Source organism: Nocardia thraciensis (genome assembly GCF_054782435.1).
On the sequence record NZ_BAAGSM010000037.1, the window covers coordinates 144,676 to 159,462 of the forward strand.

The 14,787-nt window shown below is 67.9% G+C and carries 11 protein-coding genes and 1 pseudogene; 5 read left to right on the forward strand and 7 right to left on the reverse strand.

Annotated features, from left to right (window positions below):
* Positions 1-53 precede the first annotated feature (53 nt).
* Both ACYVLQ_RS24690 and sigK read right to left on the reverse strand, forming a co-directional pair.
* Positions 54-797, reverse strand: coding sequence for an anti-sigma factor (locus ACYVLQ_RS24690; protein ID WP_460699894.1), 744 nt, complete (start codon positions 795-797; stop codon positions 54-56).
* Complete coding sequence (gene sigK / locus ACYVLQ_RS24695) at positions 790-1,440, reverse strand: ECF RNA polymerase sigma factor SigK (RefSeq protein ID WP_460699895.1); 651 nt, start codon at positions 1,438-1,440, stop codon at positions 790-792. Before sigK ends, ACYVLQ_RS24690 begins: the two co-directional genes overlap by 8 nt.
* A gap of 163 nt (positions 1,441-1,603) precedes the next feature.
* Between sigK and dcd the strand changes: the two genes are divergently transcribed.
* Together dcd and ACYVLQ_RS24705 are read left to right on the forward strand one after the other, a co-directional pair.
* Positions 1,604-2,182, forward strand: coding sequence for a dCTP deaminase (dcd, locus tag ACYVLQ_RS24700; protein ID WP_460699896.1), 579 nt, complete (start codon positions 1,604-1,606; stop codon positions 2,180-2,182).
* Between the two features lie 142 nt (positions 2,183-2,324).
* Positions 2,325-3,368, forward strand: a complete 1,044-nt coding sequence (locus tag ACYVLQ_RS24705; RefSeq protein WP_460699897.1) for a fused (3R)-hydroxyacyl-ACP dehydratase subunits HadA/HadB — start codon at positions 2,325-2,327, stop codon at positions 3,366-3,368.
* A 203-nt stretch (positions 3,369-3,571) separates the two neighbouring features.
* Here ACYVLQ_RS24705 and ACYVLQ_RS24710 read toward each other — a convergent pair whose 3' ends face one another.
* Positions 3,572-5,215 (reverse strand): purine-cytosine permease family protein, encoded by a 1,644-nt coding sequence (locus ACYVLQ_RS24710; RefSeq protein WP_460699898.1) that lies wholly within the window; start codon positions 5,213-5,215, stop codon positions 3,572-3,574.
* A 130-nt stretch (positions 5,216-5,345) separates the two neighbouring features.
* The gene (locus ACYVLQ_RS24715; RefSeq protein WP_460699899.1) at positions 5,346-5,879 is read right to left on the reverse strand and encodes a YdcF family protein; all 534 of its coding nucleotides are present in this window, start codon (positions 5,877-5,879) and stop codon (positions 5,346-5,348) included.
* Positions 5,880-6,148: 269 nt separating this feature from the next.
* Between ACYVLQ_RS24715 and ACYVLQ_RS24720 the strand changes: the two genes are divergently transcribed.
* Together ACYVLQ_RS24720 and ACYVLQ_RS24725 are read left to right on the forward strand one after the other, a co-directional pair.
* Positions 6,149-7,471, forward strand: a complete 1,323-nt coding sequence (locus ACYVLQ_RS24720; RefSeq protein ID WP_460699900.1) for a UDP-glucose dehydrogenase family protein — start codon at positions 6,149-6,151, stop codon at positions 7,469-7,471.
* A gap of 162 nt (positions 7,472-7,633) precedes the next feature.
* Positions 7,634-8,995 (forward strand): Hsp70 family protein, encoded by a 1,362-nt coding sequence (locus ACYVLQ_RS24725; protein WP_460699901.1) that lies wholly within the window; start codon positions 7,634-7,636, stop codon positions 8,993-8,995.
* 622 nt (positions 8,996-9,617) lie between these two features.
* Here ACYVLQ_RS24725 and ACYVLQ_RS24730 read toward each other — a convergent pair.
* The 3 genes and pseudogenes from ACYVLQ_RS24730 to ACYVLQ_RS24740 form a co-directional block, all read right to left on the reverse strand.
* Positions 9,618-10,913 (reverse strand): annotated as a pseudogene (locus ACYVLQ_RS24730) (YibE/F family protein); the annotation flags it as partial.
* Positions 10,914-11,279: 366 nt separating this feature from the next.
* Positions 11,280-12,557: a pyridoxal phosphate-dependent aminotransferase gene (locus tag ACYVLQ_RS24735; RefSeq protein WP_460699902.1), complete on the reverse strand. Its 1,278-nt coding sequence runs from the start codon at positions 12,555-12,557 to the stop codon at positions 11,280-11,282.
* A gap of 76 nt (positions 12,558-12,633) precedes the next feature.
* Complete coding sequence (locus ACYVLQ_RS24740) at positions 12,634-14,022, reverse strand: helix-turn-helix domain-containing protein (protein WP_460699903.1); 1,389 nt, start codon at positions 14,020-14,022, stop codon at positions 12,634-12,636.
* A gap of 200 nt (positions 14,023-14,222) precedes the next feature.
* Here ACYVLQ_RS24740 and ACYVLQ_RS24745 point away from each other — a divergent pair, with 200 nt between their 5' ends.
* On the forward strand, positions 14,223-14,672 hold the full coding sequence (locus ACYVLQ_RS24745) for a hypothetical protein (protein WP_460699904.1): 450 nt from the start codon (positions 14,223-14,225) through the stop codon (positions 14,670-14,672).
* Positions 14,673-14,787: the final 115 nt, after the last annotated feature.

The following is a 14,787-nucleotide window of genomic DNA, read 5'->3' on the forward strand; positions in this document are numbered from 1 at the left end:
ACGGGTGTTGTTGGGCATGCCAGGACGGGTTGTCGGTGGGGCGACGGGCGGGTTCAGTCGAACGCGACGGCGCCTAGGGGGGTTGTGGTGGGGGTGGGTGAGCCGCCGTCCGGCTCGATGGATATTGCGAGTTTGTCGTCGGGGGCGAATGTTGTCACCAAAGGGGCTGTGGGAGAGGGGAGCTGGGTGAGGACTCCGGCGGATCGTGGTTGGCCGTCCGGCGGGACCAGCCACAGTTGATAGACCCGGCCCGCCGGTGGCGCGGGGACGGCCTCGAAAGCCACTGTGGCCGCTCCCAATTCGGCCGAGGCATGTGCGGTCATACTGCCGCCGGTGCTCAGCTCGGCGGTCGCCGTGCGGGTATCCGGTTGCTGCAGAATGCGTTCCGCGATCGGTGGGGTCCGCTCGTCCCGGCCCCAGTCGGTCGCGACGCCGACTCCGACCACGGCCGCGATGATCGCCGCGGCCGCCGCGGCCAGCCAGCGTAGCGGCGGGCGCCGCCGGGCGCGGGTGAGGGGTGTCGGGGCATCCTTCGCCGCCTCGTCGAGGCGGGCCATGATGCGAGCCTCCACCTCCGGCGGCGCGGCCTGGGCATCGAGCGCCGACAGCACGCCCATGGTCTCGCGCACCTCGCGGACGATCTCGCCGAAGGCGCGGCCGGTTTCGGGAGCCGCGGCGGCGACCCGCTCGTCGATCTCGTCGCGCTCGGAGTCGGACACCGCGTCGAGCGCGTACGGATATGCCAGTTCGACCAGATCGTCGTCGGCGGCCGGGCCGGGCGGATCGGTATCAGGCATGGGCAACTCCGGACAGGCAATTGTGCAAGCGCTTCAAGGCATCTCGCATACGACTCTTGATGGTGGGCAGCGGCACGGCCAGATGCTCGGCGACCTCGCGATAGGTGCGGCCGCTGTAGTAGGCCAGCGCCACGGTCTCACGCTGGATGCCGGAGAGCGACTCCAGGCAGCGCAGCACCGCCTGCTCCTCCAGGCGCTGTCCGACCGTCTCCACGACGACATCGTGGTCGCGGCCGAGATGGCTGTGACCGTAGGCGACATCGCGGACGAAGGAGGTCTGCTCGGTGCGCACCCGGTCAACGGCCCGGCGGTGCGTGATCATCATCAGCCAGCCGATCGGTGTCGACAGGCCCGGATCGAAATGTTCGGCCTTCGACCAGACCTGCAGGTAGACCTCCTGGGTGGTCTCCTCGGCGGCGGGGCGGTTGCGCAGGATCCGCAACGCCAGGCCGAACACCCTGGGGTTGGTGGCGCGATAGAACTCGGTGAACGCGTGCCGGTCCCCGTTTCCCGTCGCGGCGAGCAGCTTGACCAGGCCGTGCTGGCTGCCGCCGCCGTTGCCCGGAGGTGCTGTCGGGTCGGCGGTATCGGGCGGGGTGGCGCGATGATGTCGCGTGGACACGAATCTCGGATCACCGGTCATGGTTCCTCCTGACCGCACACAAGGCCTTCGACAGCCTGCGGCGGTGGAGGTGTCCCGACGAGAATTTCACAGCAGCGCGGTCCCGATGAACGGTTCCGCCGAACCTGTCCGCTTCCCACCGCCCGCAACGGAGGCGCTGCGCGCTGCAGAATAGGATCCTTGCGTGCTGCTTTCCGATCGCGACATTCGTGCCGAGCTGGGTACCGGACGGCTCGCGCTGGAGCCGTTCGACGCGAAACTCGTCCAGCCGTCGAGCATCGACGTCCGGTTGGATCGAATGTTCCGGGTGTTCAACAACACCCGCTACACCCACATCGATCCGGCGCAGCGGCAGGACGAGCTGACCAGCCTGGTCGAACCCGGCGACGGAGAGCCGTTCGTGCTGCATCCGGGCGAATTCGTGCTCGGCTCCACGCTGGAGGTGTGCACGCTGCCCGACGATCTGGCCGGGCGGCTGGAGGGCAAGTCGAGCCTCGGGCGGCTGGGCCTGCTGACCCACTCGACGGCGGGGTTCATCGACCCGGGCTTCAGCGGCCACATCACGCTGGAGCTGTCGAACGTGGCGAATCTTCCGATCACCCTGTGGCCGGGGATGAAGATCGGGCAGCTGTGCCTGTTCCGCCTGAGCAGCCCGGCCGAGAACCCCTACGGGAGCAGCGCGGCCGGCTCGAAGTATCAGGGGCAGCGCGGGCCGACGCCGTCACGCGCGTACTTGAATTTTCCGCTGCCCAGCAATTCCTGAGCCCGGCGCACGGTCGGCCGGCCCGCCTGTGAATGGCTCCAGCCTCGACCGCCGAGATGCTGGACGGCTTCATACCCCAATCATGGAGCCGTGTCGGATAGTGTCCGATTGGGGCGTTGTCGAGATAAAGGGCAGGTGGACGGTGACTGTTGAGGTCGAGGCGCCCGATGTGGCGTCCAAGGTCGGGCACTACTACCGGGTGGACGAGCCCTATGTGGTCGGGCGCGAAAAGATCCGCGAATACGCGCGGGCAGTACAGGATTGGCATCCGGCCCACTGGGACGAGGACGCCGCGGCCGAGCGCGGCTACGACGGGCTGGTCGCCCCGCTGACGTTCGTCTCCATTCCCGCGATGGCGGCGAACCGCAAGCTGTTCGAGAGCGTGGTGGTCGGCTACGACATGTTCGTGCAGACCGAGCAGGTGTTCGAGCAGCACCGGCCGATCGTGGCGGGGGACCGGCTGATCACCGACGTGGAGCTGTCCGCCGTGCGCCGGATCGCGGGCAAGGACCTGATCACCGTGACGAACACCTTCACCGACGTGGACGGGGAGGTCGTGCACGTCATGCACACGACGGTGGTCGGTGTCGCCGGTGCGGAAGTGGACCCGGGCATCACGAACGCCGTCGAGAACCTGATGGTGCACGACGTGAAGATGCTGGGCCGGAGCGAGGCCGTGGCGACCTCGGCTGACGAGGAGCAGCCGCGGCGGCCCGAGGGGGAGCTGCGGCTCTCACCGCGCGGCGCCGAGCGAATCCCGTCCACGGCAGTATCTTTCGATGACCTGGCAGTCGGCGCCGAGTTGCCGATCCGTGATGCGCGGTTGACGCGCGGCGATCTCGTCAACTACGCGGGAGTGTCCGGGGATTGGAATCCGATCCACTGGGACGAACCCGTGGCGCGACTCGCGGGGCTGCCGGATGTGATCGCGCACGGCATGATCACGATGGGGCTGGGCGCCGGATTCGTGTCCGCGTGGTCCGACGATCCCGGCGCGGTCACCCGGTATCGGGTTCGGCTGTCGAACTACGCGATCGTGTCGGGTCGCGGGGGCGGGCAGATCGAGTACTCCGGCCGGGTGAAATCCCGGGATCCCGACAGCCGCTCCGGCGTCGTCGCCATCGTCGCGAAGTCCGCCGGACGCAAGATCTTCGGCCTGGCCACGGTCGACATCCGCTTCCGCTGACCGGCCCGGGCCATCAGCTGCTGTCCTCTGGAATCCGGCCAAAAGCGTGCCGGAAATGACAGAGGGGAGTGCTGTTCCCTAGTCCGGAGTGACCAGGGGAGTGCCGCTCCCTAGTCCGGAGTGGCAGAGGGAGTGCCACTTCCTTGTCCGTAATGAAGGGAGGGAGTGGCATTTTCCTTGTCCCGGCATGCTTTTGGCCGGGGCTACCGTTCCGGCAGTACGTGTGCACCGGACTTGTCGGTCGACAGCGCCAAGGAGCTGATGTACTGGATCTCGCCCTGGGGGCCCGGGACCGCCGAGGCGATCATGTCGGGGCGTTCGAACTCCAGCCCGGTGACGGCGCAGGGCAGGGTCTCCCCGGATGGGTTGCCGTGCTCGTCGAACATCGGCAGCTCGATGCCGTCGTCGGTGCGGCGCAGATAGTACTTGCCCTTGGTGGCCAGCGCGGTGAGCGGCGTGGCGACGAAGGCGATCACGACCGCGACGATCGGCGAGTACGGCTTCAACGCCTCACCCAGCAGGCCGAAGAAGCACATGATCGACAGCACCGCCGACAGCCCGAAGCCGACCAGGCCGACCGGGTTGAAGTCGTAGAGCATGCCGCGGCGGAACTCCGGCTGCTTCGGCGAGATCTTCAGCAGATACTTGTTGACCGCGATATCCGTTGCGACGGTGACGATCCAGGCGATACCGCAGTTGGCGTAGAAGCCCAGGATGTCGTTGAGGAAGTCGAACATGTTGGCTTCCATCAGAACCAGCGCGATCACCAGGTTCAAGCCGAGGAACACCAGCCGCCCCGGGTAGGTCTTGGTGACGCGGGTGAACGAGTTCGTCCACGCCAGCGACCCCGAATACGCGTTGGTCACATTGATTTTGATCTGACTGATGACCACCAGCACCACCGCCAGCGTCATCGCCAGCCAGGACGGCACCATATCGCGGTAGATCTCCAGGAACTGGTGCACCGGCTGGTTCGCGATGTTCTGCGCGCCAGGCAAACTCGCGATCAGGTACACCGCCAGGAACAGGCCGACGACCTGCTTGATCGCGCCGAACACCACCCAGCCCGGACCGGCCAGCAGCATCCAGCTCCACCACTTGCGGGAATTCTCCGGCGTTTTCGGCGGCATGAAGCGCAGATAGTCGATCTGTTCGGCGATCTGGGCGATCAGCGACAGGCACACGCCCGCGGCCAGCAGCGAGCCGGTGATGCTCACCCCGACGCCGTCCTTGCCGCCGTAGGCGAAGAAGTCCCCGATCGAATCCGGGTGGCGCACAACCAGGAACAGGAACGGCAGCACCATCAGCAGCAGCCACAGCGGCGTCGTCCACACCTGCAGCTTGGCCAGCGTGTTCATGCCGTAGATGACCAGCGGGAAGATGATCAGCGTCGACACGAGATAGCCGAGCCACAGCGGGATGTGCAGGCCCAGTTCCAGGCCCTGCGCCATGATCGAGCCCTCGGTGGCGAAGAAGATGAAGGTGAACGACGCGAACACCAGATTGGTGACAACCGACCCGTAATAGCCGAACCCGCTGCCGCGAGTGATCAGGTCCAGGTCGATGTTGTAGCGCGCGGCGTAGTAGGCCAGCGGGAATCCGGTGAGCATGATGAGGACGGCGAAGATGCCGATCCCCAGCAGTGCGTTGCCGGTGCCGTTGGCGATGCCGACATTGGCGCCGATGGAGAAATCGGCCAGATAGGCGATGCCGCCGAGCGCGGAGACGCCGACCACCGCCGGGCTCCACTTGCGGTAGCTGCGCGGCGCGAAGCGCAGCGTGTAATCCTCCAGCGTTTCCTTCGTCGCCGCGACCGAATTCGCCGGGCGTGTTTCTACGTCGACCACAAGAACTCCTCAATCCGGCTCTCAACGAGCAGGCTCGAAGAGTGAGGGTCGTGGGTGAATGTAGAGTCGGCTTTTCCGGACCGTTACGGATCCGTTACGTCACATTATCCCATCATGTGAGATGGCTGGTTCAGCAATCCTCGGTCGCGGCCTTGACGTATCCGGCGGACTGGTAGGCGAAGTTGTACGCCCACCTCCCGACCGATATCGGCGGACGCGCGTCGACCAGCAGGATGTCCCCGCCCCAGCACTGGCCGAGCACGTACCGCGCCCGGGATATGTGCGGCGTCCACGTCACCACGATCACTCGCTGCCAGCCCTCGGCCCGCGCCCGCGCCGCCAGCTCCCGACCCTCGCCCCGCGTGGTCCGCGGCTCCGGATCGAAACACTCGACCCGAAAGCTGTACCCGCCGTGACAGATCCGGTTCATCCGTGGGCTGTGCTCGTACGGATCGGAGAACACCACTACGGGCGCGTACCCCTCCCGCGCCAGCCGCAGCCCCAATTCCTCCCGCCCGTCGTGCGCCCCGCCCAGCACGAGAATCGCATCGGCCCGGGCCGGTTCATCGACACGCGGCCGCACATATACCGGCCACAGCGCCACCACGCCCACCACGACACCCGCCCCCAGCACCCCGACCACCCGCCCCCACCTCCGCCACACCCGCCCGATGCTATCCCGCAGGCGAACGAGAGCACCTCCACCTCCGCCCGCCGCCGTCCGCGAACAGGACGCGCCACCTCCGAGGACGCGTGCCGGGATGACGAGGACGCGTGCCGGGATGACGGGACGGACGCCGGGATGGCAGGGAGCCGCGGGGCATGGAGGGAAGGACCTTGGTGAGCTGCGGGTTTCCACTTGTACATCCGATGTTGCCCGGGCACTCGCCCAGATGATGCGGCGCGGCCAACCGTGGCGCTTACCAATCGATCATGCGTCTCACGGTTTTCGGGACTGGATATCTGGGGGCGACGCATGCGGCATGCATGGCGGAGCTCGGGCACGAGGTGGTCGGGGTGGACGTCGACCCCGGCAAGGTGGCGAAGCTGTCCGACGGGGTGGCGCCGTTCTACGAGCCGGGACTCGAGGATGTGCTGCGCCGGAATTTGGACGCCGGGCGACTACGGTTCACCACGTCCTATGCGGAGGCGGCCGCGCACGCCGACGCGCATTTCCTCGGCGTGGGCACGCCGCAGAAGAAGGGCGAGTACGCCGCCGATCTCAAATACGTACACGCCGTGGTGGATTCGCTGGCGCCGATGCTGGAACGGCCGTCCGTCATCATCGGCAAGTCCACCGTTCCGGTCGGCACGGCGGTGGAGCTGGGCAGGCGCGCGCGGGCCGCGGCCGCCGTCGACGTCGAGGTGGCGTGGAATCCGGAATTCCTCCGCGAGGGCTTCGCCGTGCAGGACACGCTGCGGCCCGATCGCCTGGTGCTGGGCGTCGACCGCGACCGCGAAAACTCGGGATGGGTCGAGGATCTGGTGCGCGAGGTCTACGCCGACCTGCTCGCCGCCGAGGTGCCGTACCTGCTGACCGACCTGGCCACCGCGGAGCTGGTGAAGGTCTCCGCGAATGCCTTTCTGGCCACGAAGATCTCGTTCATCAACGCGGTCTCGGAGGTCTGCGAGGCCACCGGCGCCGACGTCACGGTGCTGGCCGACGCGCTCGGCCACGACGCGCGCATCGGGCGCCGATTCCTCAACGCGGGCCTGGGATTCGGCGGCGGCTGCCTGCCCAAGGACATCCGCGCCTTCATGGCCCGCGCGGGCGAACTCGGCGCCGACCATGCGCTGGCCTTCCTGCGCGAGGTCGACAACATCAATATGCGGCGGCGCGCCAAGGTGGTCGACATGGCCGCCCGGGCCTGCGGCGGCTCGCTGCTCGGCGCGAATGTCGCCGTCCTCGGCGCGGCCTTCAAGCCGGAGTCCGACGATGTGCGCGATTCGCCCGCGCTGAACGTGGCCGGGATGATCCAGCTGCACGGTGCGGTGGTCACCGTCTATGACCCCAAGGCGCTGGAGAACTCCCGCAAGGTCTTCCCGACTCTGAACTACGCCACCTCGATCACCGAGGCCTGCGAGCGGGCCGATGTGGTGCTGGTACTCACCGAATGGGCGGAGTTCACCGCGCTGCGTCCGCAGGATCTGGATCCGGTGGTGCGGGCCCGCGCCATCATCGACGGTCGCAACTGTCTCGATCGCGCCAGCTGGCGTGATGCCGGATGGGTGTACTCGGGGCTCGGCACATCGTAGGGTGTCTGGCAGGTACAGTGACCCACACGCCCGCGGCGTGCGCGAAGCCCCGCGCACACCGCAGCGGACACAGTGTGAAGCGACGCTGGCCATCCGTGTTTCGAAGAGGAGAGGCGGCGGCCTCGCGCGCACGTCGTGGAATTGAAACGAGATGGGCAGCAGATGAGTTCGGTACTGGGAGTCTCGGTGGGGGCCGGCGCCATCCGTGTCGCGCGGCCGCATGCCGGGAATTCCGCCGAACACTTCGCGCCGGACCGATTCGATCTGAAGACCAGCCCCGTCGGTGAGCAGCGGCTCGAGGAAGTGGCCGCCGAGGCCGTCGCCACCACCCTCGCCGCCGCGCCCGATATCGCCGCCACCGTCGTGGCCTATCGCTCCGAGCAGCAGGCCCGCACCGTGCGCGGCGCGCTGGCCCGCCGCCAGCTGACCAACTACGAGCTGGTGCCGGAAGTCGTAGCGGCCGTGGAGTTTCTGCGATCCGCCGGTGAGCTGACCGGTCTGCGCACCATCGCCCTGTACGACCTGGGCAGTTCCGGTCTGTCGGTGAGTGTCGTCGATGTCGCCAGCCGCCAGGCCACCTACAGCGAGCGCACCAGCGATATCGGCGGCGATTATCTGGATTCGCTGATTCGCGAGCAGCAGATCGCCTCCGGCCGGATCGCCCATCCGCCCGACCCGGCGGGCCTGGCCGAACTGGACACGCTGTGCCGCCAGGCGAAGGAGCAGCTGTCCACCACCACGGCCGTCGCGCTGCCGTCCGAGCACGGCCTGGTGCTGATCTCTCAGGAGAACTTCGAGGCGCTGATCACGCTGGCCCTCGAGTCGTCGGCCCGGATGACCCGCGATGTGATCATGCGCTCCGAGCAGGCGGTGCAGGCCGTGGTCGTGATCGGCGGCTGCGCCGAGATCCCGCTGGTGGCACGGGTCCTGGAGCGGTGGCTCGGCATGCCGGTGCGGGTGCCGGTGCATCCGGAGTCGGTGATCGTGCGCGGCGCCGCGCTGCTGGCCCGCCCGCCGCAGCCGATCGCCCCGGCGCCGTCGGCCTTCGAACCCGAGACCGAACAGCTCGCCCCGGTGTGGCTGGCGGACGGCTCCGCGCCGCGTCGGCGGACCGGGGGGCGGGGCCGGGATCCGATGCGGGAGCGGGCGCACGGCCGCCGCCGCGAGCTGAGCGTGGCGGGTGTCGCGGCCGGGGCCCTGGTCGTGGTGGCCGCGCTCGGGTTGGGGCTGGGCTGGGGCCCGCAAGTGCTGCAAGGAGATTCGCACAGCAATTCCGCACCCAGCTCGGCCGTCACCACCGCTCCGCGCCAGGCCGCGCTGGAACCCTCGATAGCCCCGCCCCCGGTAGACGCCACCAACGCCTCGGTCGCCGCCCCGCCGCCGGTATGGCGGTCGACGACCACGGAAGCCGCACCCCCACCCCCCAACCCGAACACGATCCGCGTCCCCGGCCTCCCCCCGCTCGTCGTCCCCACCATCCCCCCACTATTCCCGCCCCCGGGCCCCGCCCCCCAGCGCCGCTGACAGGCCGAACCGCCCCGCCCGCCCCTGCCAACGCCCGAGACTCCGGCGTGCCTGCGCACCCGATCCCGCCGGCGTCCCTGGCCATTCCCGTCGTTTCGGCCGTGCCTGATCGCTCTCGTCGTTTCGGGCGTGCTTGGTCGTTCTTGTCGTTTTGGGCGTGCTTGGTCGTTCTTGTCGTTTTGGGCGTGCTTGGCCGCTCTCGTCATTTCGGGCGTGCCTGGCCATTCCCGTCACTTCCGGCGTGCCTGGTCGCTCCCGTCATTCCGGCACGCTCTTGGCCGGAAACTCGCTGGCGCCAGAGGATTCCGGCCATGAACATGCCGGAAGACGACTGGGGCGGAGGAGGGAGGCTGGGCGAGGGTCAGTAGGGGCGGGGGTCCTCGTCCGGGGGGCGTAACCGGATCGGGCCTGTATTCCGAGGTGCACCGGGACGGTGGGGCGGGAGGTGGTCCGGGTGGTATGCGCGCAGGCCGTCGGGTGGGGTGTCGGCCTCGGAGAGGTCGTCGTCGGACAGGGGTGGCGGAATGTCTTGTGCTGCTGGGCGCTGTGCGGGGCGGGTGGTTGCGGTGCCCGCACGGCGGCGCGATCCGGTGTTCGGCGTGGCTCGTCGGGCCGCCCCGCTCTTCGCGTGCCGGGAGCGCCGGGGCGTGGTCGGCGTCGGGGCGGGCTTGCGGCCGAAGGGCTTGGCCAGTAGCACCGCGATCACGGTGGTCAGCGGCACCGACAGCGCCAGGCAGATGCCGCCGACCGCGGAGCGGGTGATCTCGATCGCCACCGCGTCGCCGGTCAGCACGTCGCGGAACGACCGGCCCGCCACCGAGAACAGCAGCAGCAGCGGCAGCGCCCCACCGGCATAGGCGAGGACCAGCGTGTACACGGTGCTGGCGATGTGGTCGCGGCCGACCCGCATGGCGGCGGCGAAAACCTCGCGGCGCGAGGCAGCTTCGTCGAGGGCGGCCAGCTCGAACGCGGCCGAGGCCTGGGTGATGGTCACATCGTTGAGCACACCGAGCGAACCGATGATGAAGCCCGCCAGCAGCAGCCCGGTAATACTCACGTGCTGCAGATACGTGGCGACGTTGGCGTTCTGTTCCTCCGACAGCCCGGTGACGTGCGTCGCCTTCAGCACCACCCACGACAGCACCGCCGCCAGCAGCATCGCGGTCAGGGTCCCCAGCAGCGCGGAACTGGTTCGCAGGTTCACCCCGTGGGCCAGATACAGGACCGCGTACAGGATCAGCGCCCCCGCCACCAGCGCGACCGGAACGGCCGGTTTACCGTCGAGCAGCGCGGGCAGCAGGAACATCACCAGCACCGCGAACGCGAATCCGAGCCCGAGCACCGCGCGCAGGCCCCGCCAGCGCGCGACCACGATGATCACCACCACGAAGGCCGCCGCGATGATCGTCAGGGGAAGCCCGCGGGCGTAGTCGTCGAACGAGTACATGGTGGTGCCCCCGGGATCGGCCTGCCGGACGATCCGGATATCGTCACCGACGCGCAGGTCCGGTTGGCCCGGCCCGGGGGCGATCTCGAAGAGCGTGTGCTTGCCCTGATCCGGTCCGGACTCGATTACGACCAGGCTGCGCTGGCACTGATAGGCGCCGTTGCGAGGCGGATTCGGGGTGTCGTCGAAAACCTTGCCGTTGGACAGGCTTCCGCACGCCCCGATGTCCTGCATCGACACCGTGCCCGCCTCGGTATGCACGGCCCCACCGCCACCGTTCTGCATCGGCAACGGAATATCGACATGCTGATGACTCGGCCACAGCCAGAACAACCCCACCAGCACGAGCACCCCGGTGCCGGTCAGCAGCCCCACGACGACGCGCGCCGCAGTGGCCCCGATCGCGATAGGCCCGGAGTGATCGTGGTGGTGATGGTGGTCGCTCACCCGCGCGAGCCTAACGAAAACCATTGCCGGGGTGACGACCGAGCAGGCACCGGTGCAACGGGCGGGCAACCCACAAGGTCGGCAATCCCACGGGACAACTGATTTCGCCAGAACATGGGTAACTCACCGGGCACGCCCAAGAAATGCGGAGAGGAGGGGCGGCGGAGAGCAGGGGGATGTCTCCGCCGCCCGGGGATCCACCGCCCAGGGGGGTAGGCGATCGAACCCGGGGCCGAGCGGCCCAGGGGGGTAGGCGACTCGGCCGGGGCACTCTCAGTGCCAAGGACTACTGTACACAAATCGCCGTTCTTTGCGCTAGCTAAGTCTTCAAAAACCGACCTTTTCCGAACTCACAGTCTGTTTCGTGACCCGATGAGGTTCCGCCCGGAATTACTGCCGGTAGCTGGCCAGAAAGTTGCCGAAGCGTTCGATCGCCACCGACAGATCCCGCGCCCACGGCAGCGTCACGATCCGCAGGTGGTCGTGGTGCGGCCAGTTGAATCCGGTGCCCTGCACCATCAGGATCTTCTCCTGGAGCAGCAGGTCCAGGATCAGCTTGGAGTCGTCGTGGATCTCGTGCACCTCGGGGTCCAGCCGCGGGAACGCGTACAGCGCGCCCTTCGGCTTCACGCAGGACACCCCGGGGATCATGTTCAGCTTCTCCCAGGCCACATCCCGCTGCTCCAATAGTCGCCCGCCCGGCAGGATCAGATCCTCGATGCTCTGGTGTCCGCCGAGCGCGACCTGAATCGCGTGCTGCGCGGGCACATTCGGACACAGTCGCGAGGACGCCAGCAGGTCGATGCCCTCGAGGAATCCCGCCGCGTGCTCCTTCGGACCGGTGATCACCAGCCAGCCGGAGCGATAACCCGCCACCCGGTACGCCTTGGACAGTCCGTTGAAGGTCAGGCACAGCAGGTCGGGCGCCAGCGACGCCAGCGAGATGTGCTTAGCGTCGTCGTAGAGGATCTTGTCGTAGATCTCGTCCGCGAGGAGCAGCAGCTGATGCTTGCGCGCCAGGTCCACGAGCTGCTGTAGCACCTCCGATGAGTACACCGCGCCCGTCGGGTTGTTCGGGTTGATCACCAGCAGCGCCTTGGTCTTGTCGGTGATCTTCGACTCGATATCCGCGACATCGGGCTGCCAGCCGGTGGACTCGTCGCACAGATAGTGCACCGGCGTGCCGCCCGCCAGGCTGGTCATCGCCGTCCACAGCGGGTAGTCGGGCGCCGGGATCAGTACCTCGTCGCCGTTGTTCAGCAGCGCCTGCATGGTGACGGTGATCAACTCGGAGACGCCGTTGCCCAGGTAGACATCGTCGACATCGAATTCCGGGAACCCGGGGACCAGCTCGTAGCGCGTCACGATCGCCCGCCGCGCCGACAGGATGCCCTTGGACTCCGAATACCCCTGCGCGTACGGCAGCGCCGCGATCATGTCTCGCATGATCACGTCCGGCGCGTCGAATCCGAACGGCGCCGGATTACCGATATTGAGCTTGAGGATCCGGTGTCCCTCCGACTCCAGCCGCGCCGCATGCGCGTGTACCGGCCCCCGGATCTCGTACACGACGTTCTGGAGCTTGGTCGACTGCTCCAGCGGCCGCGGGGGCTGGTGATGTGACTGACTGGTAGGGCTCACCTGTCCAATGGTGCCAGCTGTCGGCAAGGAGATATCGGCCCAGGCATCCCGGCGTCGTTTCCGCGCCGGAATGACGGGTCTCGAGCCTCCCGCACGGGCGGTGTCACGATTCGCCGCCCGCGGGGATCATTCCCCGCGCACTGGCTCCGCAGAACTCCTCGATCCGTTCGTCGAGGTTGCGGGCCTCGACCGCGTCGCGGAACTGGGGGGTGGCGATGCGTTCGCGGACACCGGCCAGGCGCTGTTCGAGTTGGGCTATGCGCTTGTCCTCGGCCAGGGTGAGGACCGGTTGCAGGACGTCGGCGGCGCCGTCGAGGCTGCCGTTGATCAGGTGGGCAGTCGCGTTGTCTACCCTGGCCAGCGATTCCGCGCCGTAGGAGCGCTGTTCCTCGGGGCCGTTCGCGTACAGGTCGATCGCGCGCTGCGTGGCCTGCAGCGCCGGGGCGGCCTGGCCCAGATGGATATAGGTGGCCCCGGCGTAGTACTGGCTCTTCGGCTCGTTGAAGCCGAAGACGCCGCCTACCTCGTCGTGCAGGTCGTCGGTGGTGGTGGTGTCGCGGGCGGCGTCGGCGGAGCGGATGCAGCGCTCGGTGCTGTCGGGGCTGCCCAGCTTGGCCCAGATACGGGCCTCGATATTGTGCAGCCGCACCCGAGCGGTCGCCGACTCGGCGTACTGGTGGCCGCTCTGCGCCAGCACCACCGCGCGCCGCGGGCGCTGCGAACCGTATTCGATCAGCGCCTGCATGCCGCGGGTCCAGGCGCGTAATCCGTTGTGCCCGCACAGTTCGGCGTAGGCCCACGCGGCCCTGGCCTGTTCACCGGCGGCGTCGTGATATCCGAGGTCGGTACTGGCGTTGGCGAGCAGACCCGACAGCGTACCGGCCAGCAGGTACAGATGTGTTGTATCCGAGGGCCTTTGGCGTCCTTCCAGGAGCCGGTAGACCCGTCTGCGCACGCGCAGCATCTCCACCATCATCGGAACCGGTGGCACATGCACGTACTCGTTGGCGATGCGCGTCACGTCGGCGTCGAGTTGCTCCAGAGCGGTGGCGCCCACATTGGTGGTCTCGGCCCGACCGGCGTGCTCGCTTGCTTCGTGGGCAGCCGCCATGATCAGATCCCTCTCCGAAATCTCGGCTAACGCATCACCTCTCATCGCACCGGCATCAACCAGCGCCAAGAGCTCCGCGTCGCTCGTGTATGTGGCATGCGCCGAATTGTCGGGGCGCACTTCGAATTCAGGCGCGGGTCGATCGATGAGAGGCTGATCGATCAACGCCGCGAACCGTGCCCGCACTACTTCGTCGGACCTGGCGAGAGAAGTGTCCAGCGCGGCCTGATTGACCGGGCGGGGATGCACCCGGAGGCCGCCTGCCTCCCACTTCGACACCAGTCGCTCGTGCACACCGAGATGTGCCGCGAACTCCCGGATGCTCATCCGCTTGGCATCGCGGAGGGCGCGGGCTTCCTTGCCTGACCACTGCCGGACCACGATGTCATCCCTTCCGCATGAACTCCGTTTCCAGGGTACGAGCGAGTAGTGATCACGGCCACAGCCGAAACCGAGCTGGTATAAGCGGTTTTCCGGCTTGTGAGGCAGAGGCAGCGGAAGGGCAGCGCAAGGCGAGTGTGCGGGCGTTTCACTTCGGGCGCCGAGGCGAGAAGCTGAGAGGACGATCGAGGGAGCTCGCCGTGAACGTGGAGAAACTCAGGACCGTCGAGGATTGGGTGACGTTCTATCGGCACGAGTTCGGTCTGCCGGTGAACGAGCGCGGCGGTTTCGTGATGCTTCCGATCACCGGCCGCATCGGCATCGTGCACCTGCCCACCGTGCGCGCCGAACGCGTCCGCGACTCCCTCACCGAACAGGGCATGGCCGGTCCGATGCTGGCCCGGCAGATCCGCTGGAGTTTTCTGGTGGCGCCCGACAGTCGTCCCGGCGCCCAGGTGCTGGATGTGCTCAACCGCCTGGACATCGGCATTCCCGCCATCGGGAGCGCCGTGATGTTGCCGACCGGTCTCGGCCGCTGGACCCGGGAAGGGTGCCGCTGGGTCGTTCCGCCGAGCCGCGACAACAAACTCCCACCGCTGTCGGTGCTCATCACGACCGCTTTGGCGGTGGGAGGCGGGGGCGAGGACTGACCGCAGACCGGTCCTCGTCACCCCGCGGCCGGGTCCGCCCCACTTGGCAGTCGACGGGGCGGACCCGGAATAGCGGGGTTTCGTGCGCGAACACGAATGCGGTTGCGGCACCCCG

Bases quoted from the DNA above. Each gene is read 5' to 3' on its own strand.
- ACYVLQ_RS24690 (WP_460699894.1), bottom strand. From the start codon at position 797: ATGCCTGATACCGATCCGCCCGGCCCGGCCGCCGACGACGATCTGGTC.
- sigK (WP_460699895.1), bottom strand. From the start codon at position 1,440: ATGACCGGTGATCCGAGATTCGTGTCCACGCGACATCATCGCGCCACC.
- ACYVLQ_RS24720 (WP_460699900.1), top strand. From the start codon at position 6,149: ATGCGTCTCACGGTTTTCGGGACTGGATATCTGGGGGCGACGCATGCG.
- ACYVLQ_RS24725 (WP_460699901.1), top strand. From the start codon at position 7,634: ATGAGTTCGGTACTGGGAGTCTCGGTGGGGGCCGGCGCCATCCGTGTC.